The organism is Sphingobacterium spiritivorum (assembly GCF_016725325.1).
Taxonomy (GTDB): Bacteria; Bacteroidota; Bacteroidia; order Sphingobacteriales; family Sphingobacteriaceae; genus Sphingobacterium.
Genome location: NZ_CP068083.1, coordinates 4,660,649 through 4,673,241 on the forward strand (window position 1 = coordinate 4,660,649; position 12,593 = coordinate 4,673,241).

Sequence of the window (12,593 nt, forward strand, 5' to 3'; positions counted from 1 at the left end):
CACAACTATATTTCAAGTGAAATAAAATATCCTTAAAAAGTATATCCATGGTAAATCAGTTTTGGCGGGGACACCAACAGATGCAAACTCTATTGAGTCTCTAAACCTCTCTGCCCTTTGGGCATCTCTCCTTGAAAAGGAGAGAAATGTGATAACAGCACAGATGCTGTTATCATCGGGCAACCTTATCAACTCTATTAATCTTATAAACGCTATTAACCTTATAAACGCTATCAACGTCTTACTATACCTCTCTGCCCTTCGGGCATCTCTCCTTGAAAAGGAGAGAAATATGATAACAGCACAGATGCTGTTATCATCGGGCAACCTTATCAACTCTATTAATCTTATAAACGCTATTAACTTCGACTATCAACCTCTCTGCCCTTCGGGCATCTCTCCTTGAAAAGGAGAGAAATGTGATAACAGCACAGATGCTGTTATCATCGGGCAACCTTATCAACTCTATTAATCTTATAAACGCTATTAACCTTATAAACGCTATCAACGTCTTACTATACCTCTCTGCCCTTCGGGCATCTCTCCTTGAAAAGGAGAGAAATATGATAAGAGCACAAATGCTGAAATCACCCTGTAACGCTATCAACCTTATAAACGCTATCAACTTCGACTATCAACCTCTCTGCCCTTCGGGCATCTCTCCTTGAAAAGGGGAGAAATATGATAAGAGCACAGATACAAGAATCACACTATAACCCTCTAACCTTATCTCTTCTTAACCCTATCAACTCAACAACACCCTCATATACAAGCACAAAACATCAACAAATAGCTTCATTATCTAGGTTAAAATTGTAGAGATACATCCACACCACCTGTTTCAATCACTGTAAAAACGATGTTTTTGAGATTTGACTATAGAAAAACATATATGGCAGTACTACAATTTTAACCGGGGAAACATAATTTTGTCATTAATCACAACACACTAACTTGATATAATTTATACAACAGATGTACACTGTCAAGAAAGAGATTTTTTCGAATTAATAAACATAATTACATTAAAAAATGAGGATAGTAAGTTTACTTTTTATTGCACTATGCATCTCCATGACCGGATATGGTCAGCAGGGTATCCGAAAAGATACAACTGTAGTTGTTGACAACAATAAGTACAAAGTTATCAGCAATACATTCTGGAGCAATTGGTTTCTCGGTGCCGGAGCAGGTGCTCAGGTTTATTTCGGAGATCATAACAAACAGGCTCCCTTTTCGGACAATCTCACACCACACTTTGGGTTGCATCTTGGAAAATGGTTTTCACCCGGACTGGGATTACGTCTGGGAGCCGGTGGTTATCAGATCAAAGGACTCACCCAAAACGGGAGCCATTCTACCGGCGAAGTATTTGATGCATCCAAATCACTTAGCAGACAAAAATTTAATTTTTACCATGTATATGGAGATATGTTGTTCAATCTGTCCAACCTGTTTGGCGGATATAGTGCAACCCGTTTCTATACTATAAGTCCCTATATAGGTGCCGGATGGATGTTCACCAATAATGTGCCAAAGCAGCGTGAAGTAAGTGCCAATCTGGGTTTTTATAATACATTCAGACTTGCTGAAGCATTGGATCTGACTCTGGACATACGCGGTAGTATGGTCAATGACCGCTTTGATGGTGAAGTAGGCGGGCGTAAAGAAGAAGGAGCACTAAGCACCATGATAGGACTGACTTACAAATTCAAAAAACGAGGCTGGGACAGAAACAAAACTATTGTCATCAGCTACGACGAAGAGGAGCTGAATGCCCTTCGTCGTAAGGTAAATGAACTGGCGGCCAGTAATGAGGCCCTCAGCAGACAACTTGCAGAAGCCGGTGGCAAGAGCATGACTAATGTAGTAGTGAATAAAAAAGTACTGGCTGCTCCTATTCTGGTGACCTTCCCTATCGGAAGCAGCGCTGTATCAAATGAAACCCGCGTCAATCTGGGGTTCTTTGCTAAAGTGATCAAAGACGGAGACCAGGATGAGGTGTACCGTATCACCGGATATGCCGATAAAGGAACAGGAACCGCCGAAATCAATCAGCGTCTGAGTATCGCGCGTGCCGAAGCGATAAAAAGTGTATTGGTCAATGAATTTGGCGTGCCTGCAAGACAACTGACTACAGTCGCAGCGGGAGGCGTAGATAATATGTACTACAATGATCCTCGTCTGAGCCGTGCCGTGATTGCTTTTGCTGAATAAAAATAGAAATCCTAAGTCAAAACACTATAAAAAATCATTGGATTATGAATAAAAATAAAAAAAGTAAAACAAACTATGTCGCTCCTACAGTGCATACCCGCACGATAGAACTGGAGCAAGGTATAGCCGCATCGTCCGCAAAGCTGGTGCCTGGAGGAACAGGAACCAATTCGGCCAATCCCCAGGTAGAGGACTGGACTACAGAAACACAAAGTCAGGATTTAACATTTTAATCCGTTGCCATTTTTTAATTAATGTCAAACACATGAAAACAATACATACTAAGAAAACAATGATATGGACACAGTTGATCCTATGTGGTCTGCTGACCCTGAGCAGTTGTTCTAAAAAAGAAACAGAAAAACAGATCCCACCGGATCAGGTCACGCAATTATCATTTGCGGTGAATGGAATTGCAGAAGCTTCGGATGCAGGTGCTGCTACATCAAGCAGGTCTGCGGTACCGGTATCCAATACAGCCCGTGAAAGTCAGCTGCTGGATCTGGGTGGTATTAATGCAATGATATCAGTGACATCCGGCCCGATCAAGGCACAGGAGATATCGACGAATAATAGCAAACAGCGAGCAGCTAATATGACTAACGGGTACAAGTACAGAGTGGTGGTACTGGATGCTGCAACAGGTGCAGTAGTAGGCTCGGTAGAGGCGATAGCATCATCCACCGGACAACAAACAGAAGCAGCCAAAATCGATGTTGTAAAAGGAGGCAGCTACAAATGGTATGCCTATTCGTACAACGAAGCTGCGACTGTAACTCCACTACTTAACGAGGCCAATCCTATATTTACGCCTTCCTATGACAAGGACCTGCTGATCGCAAATGGAACGGTGTTGGTTCCGGGTACTGCTGGTAGCGGACCTAATACGGAGACACAGGTACCTATTACGTTCAAGCATGCACTGGCCAAGGTAACGGTACGCTTTGATGCCAGCTCAAGAAGCGATGCTATTTCGGCATTAAATGCTACACTCGGATCAGCTACGTATTTTAATAAAGGTACAGTATCGCTGAATACGACAGATGGTACACTGACATACACTATAACAGGGCAGCACAATGTATCAAGTATTAATGTTACTCTCCCAGGTACCATTGCATCCGCGTCGTATTATACAATCCCTGTCACACCAACAGCGACTGCAATTCCTTCTTTTAAAGTCAATGTAGCCAGTCTTACCGTAGGACCATTAAGTACTACAAACAAAACAGTGGATTTTACAAATACTATTTTACCTGTAGCCGGTAAAGAGGAAATTGCGAATATCAATATTCTGGATGTCACTCCGATAGGTACTACCTACTGGGCCACCGGAAATCTGTATTATGAAAATAACACCTACAAGATAAGAGATGAGGACGTAATACCAAGGCCAATACAAAGTATTAGTCAGTATATCAAAACAGATGGCTGGAACTGGATGGCTAACTTACCATATCCAAATGTTTTTGATCAAAATAATTTGATAGATCCTTGTAAAAAAGTACTTCCTTTAAATACCTGGCGTATGCCAAGAAGGACTGAGTTCGAAGCTTTACTACCTTTGGCTAATTCTTCTGATACATACGAAGAAAAACAGAGTTTTATACCAACGGCAGCTACTATTGGATATAACAGGTTTCGTCAGAATGCAAACAGCAAGTGGGTACAATTTAATTTCGATGGAAATCAAATAGCTATTGGGGGGACTACAGGTAATTACTGGACTACAGATAACACTAAGTTAGGTAACTCTTATTTCCGGGCAGCTGCTCTATATGTGGTTCATAACTCAGATCCAACTGTACCTGATCAGCTACTCAGCGGTATGTATTACAACATCCGTTGTGTACTTAACAGGTAGCTGAGCTATATAAACAACGAACAACACACTACACTATTTATACAATCGGCCGGAATCAATATAAAATTGATTCCGGTTTTTTTATAGCTATTGCCCCTCGTTAGCGCACGCCTGTGACGTGTGCTATAAATACAATAAAGGTATACACGGCACGCGTGCAACAACAGATAAAAAACTATCCTCTTGTTTTTAAACAGAAGGATAGTTCGTATATGTTATATAAGCAGTTGGCGGGGACGCCAACTGACGCTTTCAACCTCTCTAACCTTATCCCTTTTTAACCCTATCAACTCTATAAACCTTATAAACTTACACAATCAACCTCTCTGCCCTTCGGGCATCTCTCCCTGAAAGGAGAGAGTTATTATAAGAACATAGAAACGAGAATCACAGTATACACCCTAACCTTATCACTTCTTAACCCTGTTATCAACTCTATAAACCTTATCAACTTACACAATCAACCTCTCTGCCCTTCGGGCATCTCTCCTTGAAAAGGAGAGAATTATTATAAGAACATAGAAACGAGAATCACAGTATACCCCCTAACCTTATCACTTCTTAACCCTATCAACTCTATAAACCTTATCAACTTACACAATCAACCTCTCTGCCCTTCGGGCATCTCTCCCTGAAAGGAGAGAGTTATTATAAGAACACCTATCAATCTCGCTAGGGCACGCCTGTGGCGTGTGCTTTAAACAATTATAACAAGATGTAAAGGTACACGCGGCACGCGTGCAGCAGCAGATAAAAAACTGTCCTCTTGTTTTTAAACAAAAGGACAGTCGTATATGTTACATAAACAGTTGGCGGGGACGCCAACTGACGCTTTAAACCTCTCTAACCTTATCACTTCTTCACCCTATCAACTCTATAAACCTTATCAACTTACACAATCAACTTCTGATCTTCTTCCAAAACAGAGAGAGCTTATTGCTTTTCTTTTGATCGCCATATCCGTAGCCGTAGCCATAACCGTAACCATAGCCATATCCTCTTCTTCCGTGTTTTAATCCGTTCAGAATGATGGACATATTAGACAGTTTACCTTCATTACGTATTTTCTCAATATCCGGTAATTGTCTTCTGTCCATTTTACCTGCCCGTATCATAAATATGGTCAGATCCGAAATCCGGTTGACAATACTGGCATCGGCCACCAGTCCGGCTGGCACACCATCCACGACTATGTAGTCATACCTGTTTCGGAGTTCGGCCACCAGATCATCTAAGCGCTTGCTCAACAACAATTCTACGGGATTGGGAGCGACGATACCGATAGGTATAATATCGATATTGTCCGCTATTCCGCTTTTACAGATGGTATCATCTATGGAAACATTACTATTGGACAGGTAATGACTTGCTCCCAATGTATTTTTTATATGGAGTCGGGAACTGATTGTTCCTTTACGCAGATCCAGATCTAATATTAATATCTTTTTGTCCAGAAAAGACAAGGTAGCGGCCAGATGGAGTGCAGTAAATGTTTTACCGGCACCGATACTAAAGGAGGTAAACGTAATCACCTGAGGGGGCTTACCGTTTGCCGCCATAAAGCCGATATTAGTTCTGATGATACGGAATGCTTCCGTAAGCACATCGCGTCCCGTCTTACTGACCAGTATAGCATTATCATCAGATTTGATCTTTCCGGCCTGCGGTATCTCTCCGAGAAAAGGAATATCCAGAACACTTTCAATATCCTGTCTGCCACTTACTCCGGTATTGAATATCAACATAAACAACAGTACGGCTGCAGGCAGCACCATACCTATTCCGACACCGGTCATTACTTTCTTGAAACGTACAGGATAGACTGGTGTGTCCGGACCATATGCCGGATCAATAATACGAATATTATCATCCGTCATGGCTTTGTTCAATGCGTTCTCCTCCCGCTTATTGAGCAGAAACACATACAATTCTTCTTTTACTTTCTGTTGTCTTTCTATCGAAAGCATGATTCTCTGTTTCTGTGGAATCTGTATTACTTTCCCCCTCGCCTGTTGCTCTTCCTGTCTTGCCTTCTGCATCCTTACCCGAAGACCGTCTGTTGCATTATCTACAGCCCGGTCTATATTATTTCGCATAGCTCCCAATGCTCTGTCCATATCCTGCACAACAGGATTCTCGGTACTGCTACCTTCTACCAATCGGTTTCTGCGCAGCAATGTACTGTTATAGTCAGTAATCTGACTTTCTATATTGGCTTCTACGAGACCTGTATTGCTGGGAATAAGCTCATTTTTCTTTGTTTTATTATCCAGATGACTACGCATCATATCTACCAGTTTGATATCTGTTTCCAGTTTATTTCTTTCTCCCTGATATTGTTTGGATTCACTCAGATACATATCTCCGGCAACATTGACATCTACTCCCTGATTGGCCGTCTTAAGCTGTTCAATATTGTTTTCCACATTACCCAGTTCACCTTCAATAATCTGTAGTCTTTCTCTGATAAATTGCGCTGTATTGATGGCAATCTGATTTTTATCTTCGAGCGAAAATTCATTATACACCGTAATCAGCGTGGTGATAATATCACTTGCTCTGACGGCAGAACGATCTTCCAGTGTGATCTGCAGCAGAGAGGCATCTTCTTCCATTTGCTGGATCTTGAGATTGCCCATAATCATGCCTACAATGGCTTCCCGTGTATACTTGTTTACCTGTATATCCTCACCCAAAGCGGATGAATTAAAATATTTGGTCGCAGTAATTATAATCCGGCCAACAGGTGTATTGACCTCTTTATCAAGCTCTATTTTGAGTTCTTTATCTTTGGCTGCGCCATTCCATTTTTGGAGCAATACATGTTTCTGATCCAGTGGAGTAAGTGTAAATGAAAAGCTTTGATCCGGCTTTTTATTCAGGCAGGTAATTTTTACCGGGCTATTGGTATACAGTTCCTGATCTCTCAGACCCTTACGTACGGTATAACTGACATCTGCATCAAGACGATCGATCGTCCTCCTCATCAATTCCTTTGAATTCAATTGTAACATCTCTCCGGCTACACTCACCGAATTAAAAGCAGCATTGGTCCTGGTAATACGAGCAGTAGAAGGAGTATTCATCGGGGTCTTGATCATGACCATTTCTGAACTCCTGTACATATAGGCGGCACGGCTGTACTGGTAATAATAATAGCCACCGAAAAGCAGCACGGAAAGTACAAACCATTTCCAGTGTATAGTCAGATATTTAAACAGGTCGATGATATTGACCGATTTTTCTGTTTTTAAATTGTCCTGTGTTGTAAGATTCATATCAACTGTTATTTGAGAAGAATAAGTGTAGAAATAAGGAGGCTTACTAATCCTATTCCGGTGGAAAGAAATTGCCAGCTCTGCTGTTCTTTAGCTCCCATGGTACCTCCGCGTGGCATGACATACACAATATCATTTTGTTTGAGAATATAGGTCGGAGACTTGAATACTTCTTCAGACTGTATATTATTGATGGTCATCTTTCTGACGCCATTTTCTTCACGAATGACAGCTATTTTGTTTGGCGCACCATTGCTGGTCAGCCCTCCAGCCCGTGAGACGGCATCAAAAAGAGTGATTGCACCATCCGGCACATCTATTACGCCTACTCTGTTTATCTCGCCCATTAAATTGACTCTAAAATTGAGCAGTTCCGTTCGTACAATTGGTTCATTGATCAGTCTGCCATCTATCAGCCTTTTACGGATAAACTCTTTAAGTTCTTCCATGGACATCCCCTCGACTCTTAGGGTTCCTAATATCGGAAAGTCTATTTCTCCGGTCTGATTGACGAGATAGCCTTTTGTAAGACTTGCTCCACCAGTAGCTGTTCCGGTGGCTGCTATATTTCCCTTTTCCGTAATACTATAGGTACTCTCCCCAATATTGAAAGGCATCGCCAGTTCCGGGGTTTTGGCACTGACTACGATACCCAGTCGATCTCCTTTCTGAATACGGGTCGCCTGAGCTATCTGAACTCTGTATACAGAATCAGGTACCATATCCTGTACATAAGCCATTCGTTTAGATAACAGACAAGAGTTTAACAATATGACACTGCATAGCATTAATCCAAAAATCAGTCTTTTCATTCTTCAGTAATTTTATATTTGTTAATTATTTCAATGTAACATATTTCAGCTGCAGCCCTTTCCGGGAGACAATCCAGTACACCTATAGGTACGAGTTGTACAATTTTTTCCAACGTAGTAGTCATGTGGTCAAAGAGGATTCTGTTCCAACGGATAGAAGAACAACTTGGCAACACGGTAATCAGTCCTTCTGCTCCGGATTTCCAATGCATTATATTGGAGCCGGACTGATTGAGCCGCACCATACTCCGCAGTCGTATACCTTTATTTTTATAGCAATCTGTTTTTCCACTCCATGGCGATCCATAGATCATTATTTGTCCGTCAGGCAAGATTCGAATTACAGGATTATCATCATTGAGCAAAGCCGTATCCTGAAGATATTTTATCCATAGACGACTGTGCGTACTCTTACCTGTGCCGCTTTTACCCAGAAATGCAAAGCCACGACCGTCCTTTTCCACTACAGAGGCGTGCAACATCAGACTCTCATAAGGCAAAATAGCTTGTCCGTAAATCACCATCAGCAACCAGCTCAACACGGATGTGGAGTACAGTTCTTCCCGAACAACACGGATCACCGAATGTGCAAAATCTTTGGTACTGTACATCAGCCACCGGTGGTCGTTTAATTCGCTTCTGACCGTGGTGACATAACATTTTTCCGCTTCTTCAAATTGAAAATTATCCTGCCATACGATAGATATATTACTCAGCATTTTCAATTCACCCACTTCCATTGCAGCAGCAGACTCCGTAATTTCTACAGTCATACGGCATAATGTCTCTTCTCCCGGTTCTTCATAAAATCCGGAGAATGTAGGAAGTGACCTTTGCAGATCTATACTGACGGGTACAATCATTTTGAGCGTATGACCTGCTATCCGGAAGTAAACGGTCTTTCGGGTCTGCTGACAGCTATATGTAGTATCATTCATATTACTCAGGATTATATATAGATCTGCTGATCACACTGCTGTGCCAACTTAAGATCATGCGTAACAAAAACCATTATTTTATCTTTCCCCTCCTCTGTCAGACGGCTGAACACTTTTTGTGCTATCTCTCCGTCTAATGCGGAAGTGATCTCATCAAAGAGCCAGATACCGGATGCGCCCATCATAGCTCTTGCAATCGCTATACGTTGTGCCTGTCCTTCTGACAATCCATAGCCGGATTCCCCGATTACAGTATCCAATCCATCGGGTAGCTCGTATATGAATTCGGCACAGGCCAGATATAAGGCCTTATGAATCTGTGCTGCAGTGATTTCTTCTGTACCTGTAATGAGATTTTCACGAATAGTAGTACTGAACAATTTATCACCCTGAGGTACATAGGCCATATTGACGCGGTGTCTGTTTGTAAGCAAATAACTACTATGTGCTGTATGTATCCGGATTTCACCACTGTCAGGTTGTATCAATGCCAGCAATAAACGGATGAAGGTCGTCTTTCCTTTACCACTGGTACCGACAATTGCTACAGGTTTACCAGCCTTTATCTGCACACACAGCTTATTGATAATCAGCTGATCTTCATATCTGAATTCAACTTTTTCCAGGGATACAGACTCCGGCTGAGAGATATATTCGGCATCGGTTTCTTCCTCTGTCTCCACTTCCAGAAGCTCCTGTACCCGGTCTGTTGCAGTTCTGAATCGGATAAAACGTGGAATAAAGCTCATTAATGAAACTATTGGAGACTGAATACGACCCACTAATTGCAAAAAGGCGGTCATTGTTCCGAAAGAAATCTGTGCGGTATGGAGCTGGTATATTCCCCATACAAATGTGATCAGAAATCCGGCATTGATAGTTGTTTTCAATACAGCCTGTGAAAACGTAGAAAAATTCAATAATTGTAATTTAAGACTGTAAATCTTGTCCTGACTGCGCTGCACTTTATTCCAACGGACCGTCTGCATACCTAAGGCTCGTATGGATGTCCGAAAACGGATATTTTCCTGCACAACATGTCCCAGCTCACTTTCTGTCTGCTTTTGGCGGGCGTTCAAGGCTCTCAGGCGTCTGAAATATACTTTTGAAAACAGAAACAAAGGAGAAATAGCCAGAATAAGTATGGCTAACATGGGATCCATGAGCCATAAAAACCCGAATGCAGCAAAGAGCCTGATGACCGTAAGTATACATGATAAAAAGGAGTAACCAACCATCTGTACGATCTCCTGGCAATCTGAATGTATACGCACCTGAATATCTCCTGTACTCCATCTCATGACATATTTCCACACTGCCATCATTTGAGATTTAATAATTTTGTTCTGGATTTCGATCAACATCCTTGCACGGACTTTTTCATTGAGCCAGTCTGCGTACAATCTTGTTAGCAATCCCAGCAATACGCTACCTACAGCAAAAACAAGTGCAGGTTTCCAGACTTCAGTGTCTTTATTTATCACCAGATCTACCGCTTTTTTGGACCAGTAAACAAATAGCAGAGATAAGAATATAGCGCACAGTTCCAGACAGAAAAATAACAGCAGCTGCCAGCGTTGACTCTTTGCAAAGGACGATGCCCATTTGATATAACCGATCAGACCTGTAGATATCATTGTTTAACTCTCCATCCTGAATAAAGCTGTACCAACGGAAAGGAGATTGCCTCCATGGGTGCATATCTTACATATTTTATAAAATTGCCTATCAACCGCTTTTTCGTATCTGTACGTGTTGCAGATGCAGGACTATCCGCCTGATACCTGCTATCGTGAAAACCGAAATTGCCTGACTGCAAAATATCCTGCATCATCCAGTCTGCTGAGCGCTTTAGTCTAGTATCAAAAGGCAGAAATTTTTGCGGAAGTCCGATGTACCGGTGTAATATATCATGAAGCAGATATATCCATTTCATAATTCCTACTCTAGTATAGATCTTTTTAAGATAAGCTCCGTCTAAATAGTGATGATGTACATAGTAAATACGTGCAGCATCACACAATTGCCGTATACCTATTCCAAAAGATAGCTGATGCTTCAGGATATGGGTATTGACCTGCAGAATATTCAATACAGGTGCCGGCATCAACCAGATTCTATCTTCCATCCGGACATGTATATTGTTTTTGAATTCTGATTTTTCCAGCTTCCTGAGGTACGATTTGCAAAACGGATTATGAATATCGAAGATGTGTTGGTGATGATCTATATCCATTCCCTTCCATAAATAGCATGCACTATACCCTGCTGTTTCGGATATTACAATCTCCATATCCGCTATCAGTTGATTTGCTCTGACATAATCATTCTGATCAGGAAAATACCAATCAATATCCCCACTGATACGGCTTTCCGGATTCTCGTATAAGGTAGAAAGCCCCTGTCCCTTTAATAAAACAACCTCAATACCGTATTGCCGAAAAAAAGCGAATTGCTCATTGATCACCTTATTCATAAGTGTACTATGCTGTGCAGCTTTTTCTACCCTCACTACCCATTTAAGCAAAATAGTTTTCGGAGGATGAAACGAGGTATCCAGATGTTGTAATGCATCCAATACGATTCCTTCTACCGTTTGGTTTACAGACATCGTGTACAGCACTTCCCATTCCTGATCGGATAAAGGAAATGAAGTATCCTGATCAATGGAAGTATTCCAGAGACCGGAACGCAAAAGCGTAAAGAATGCATTTGTTATTCTGTCCGTTACCATTTCAGATTTCCATCAGTAAACCTTCGTCCTGCAAATTCCGAATCAGATTTTTAGCATCTTCTTGTGCTGTTTCAGGAGTCAGATCGTAGTTATCCAGTAATAACTCTACAATCGTAGCATCTGAAAATTCGAGATCCTTCAGTTCATTCCAAACAAAAGCGGCCGTCTCATTAAGGGTATAAACTTTAGACATATCTGCCATCCCTTGCCCGGGGTCTACTATAATGTATTCCTCTCCGATCTTTCTCAAACGAATATCTGTTCTCAATTTCATCATTATTTTATCTCCTCTCTTATAGTCTTTATTTTGTTATATACACGGCGTATAAAACGCAATCTATACCATATAAATGCTGCACACATGTGCAGATTTGAATTCACACAAACTTCTTTATCACCACGATAGCCTCTCACAACTACAGCTATGATATCGGACATGTGCACATCTTCTACCTGAGCCAGATTACCGTCTCCTGCTAGCCTGATTTTTTTGGCAGACTTTTCTTTCCATACAATACGGTGCAGAATGTAGGATTTATTCCATAAAGCCAAAACAATCTTTCCTGTCTTCAAATCTGTTTTCTCTGCTTTTTTCAAAACAACCTGATCCTCCGGCTGTAAAAAAGGAAGCATGCTGTTTCCTGCGACTGTAATACGGACTGTCTGACTCTCTCCCAGGATTTGCCTTACCTGCTCAAAAAATAGTTCGTTGGCTATTCTGTACTTTTTCTCATCTGATACTAACATATC

General features: G+C 41.5%; 10 protein-coding genes. 3 read left to right on the forward strand and 7 right to left on the reverse strand.

Going from position 1 to position 12,593, the window contains the following annotated elements; genetic code table 11:
- The first annotated feature begins 1,032 nt into the window (after window positions 1-1,032).
- From I6J02_RS19525 to I6J02_RS19535, 3 genes are read left to right on the forward strand one after another with little or no spacing between them, the layout of a single operon-like run.
- Window positions 1,033-2,217 (forward strand): OmpA family protein, encoded by a 1,185-nt coding sequence (locus tag I6J02_RS19525; RefSeq protein WP_201679440.1) that lies wholly within the window; start codon window positions 1,033-1,035, stop codon window positions 2,215-2,217.
- Window positions 2,218-2,261: 44 nt separating this feature from the next.
- Window positions 2,262-2,450, forward strand: a complete 189-nt coding sequence (locus I6J02_RS19530) for a hypothetical protein (RefSeq protein ID WP_236582182.1) — start codon at window positions 2,262-2,264, stop codon at window positions 2,448-2,450.
- Between the two features lie 32 nt (window positions 2,451-2,482).
- Window positions 2,483-4,081 carry a fimbrillin family protein gene (locus tag I6J02_RS19535; RefSeq protein ID WP_201679441.1) on the forward strand — a complete coding sequence of 533 codons (1,599 nt, stop codon included), beginning with the start codon at window positions 2,483-2,485 and terminating at the stop codon, window positions 4,079-4,081.
- 899 nt (window positions 4,082-4,980) lie between these two features.
- Here I6J02_RS19535 and I6J02_RS19540 read toward each other — a convergent pair.
- From I6J02_RS19540 to I6J02_RS19570, 7 genes are read right to left on the reverse strand one after another with little or no spacing between them, the layout of a single operon-like run.
- Window positions 4,981-7,359: a GumC family protein gene (locus I6J02_RS19540; RefSeq protein ID WP_201679442.1), complete on the reverse strand. Its 2,379-nt coding sequence runs from the start codon at window positions 7,357-7,359 to the stop codon at window positions 4,981-4,983.
- Window positions 7,360-7,367: 8 nt separating this feature from the next.
- Window positions 7,368-8,171 (reverse strand): polysaccharide biosynthesis/export family protein, encoded by an 804-nt coding sequence (locus tag I6J02_RS19545; RefSeq protein WP_201679443.1) that lies wholly within the window; start codon window positions 8,169-8,171, stop codon window positions 7,368-7,370.
- Window positions 8,168-9,109: a hypothetical protein gene (locus I6J02_RS19550; RefSeq protein ID WP_201679444.1), complete on the reverse strand. Its 942-nt coding sequence runs from the start codon at window positions 9,107-9,109 to the stop codon at window positions 8,168-8,170. The genes I6J02_RS19545 and I6J02_RS19550 overlap by 4 nt, the downstream gene beginning before the upstream one ends.
- An 11-nt stretch (window positions 9,110-9,120) precedes the next feature.
- Complete coding sequence (locus I6J02_RS19555; protein WP_201679445.1) at window positions 9,121-10,746, reverse strand: ABC transporter ATP-binding protein; 1,626 nt, start codon at window positions 10,744-10,746, stop codon at window positions 9,121-9,123.
- On the reverse strand, window positions 10,743-11,843 hold the full coding sequence (locus I6J02_RS19560; RefSeq protein ID WP_201679446.1) for a nucleotidyltransferase family protein: 1,101 nt from the start codon (window positions 11,841-11,843) through the stop codon (window positions 10,743-10,745). Before I6J02_RS19560 ends, I6J02_RS19555 begins: the two co-directional genes overlap by 4 nt.
- A 1-nt stretch (window position 11,844) precedes the next feature.
- The gene (locus I6J02_RS19565) at window positions 11,845-12,120 is read right to left on the reverse strand and encodes a PqqD family protein (protein ID WP_201679447.1); all 276 of its coding nucleotides are present in this window, start codon (window positions 12,118-12,120) and stop codon (window positions 11,845-11,847) included.
- Window positions 12,120-12,590: a S24/S26 family peptidase gene (locus tag I6J02_RS19570; RefSeq protein ID WP_201679448.1), complete on the reverse strand. Its 471-nt coding sequence runs from the start codon at window positions 12,588-12,590 to the stop codon at window positions 12,120-12,122. The genes I6J02_RS19565 and I6J02_RS19570 overlap by 1 nt, the downstream gene beginning before the upstream one ends.
- Window positions 12,591-12,593 lie beyond the last annotated feature (3 nt).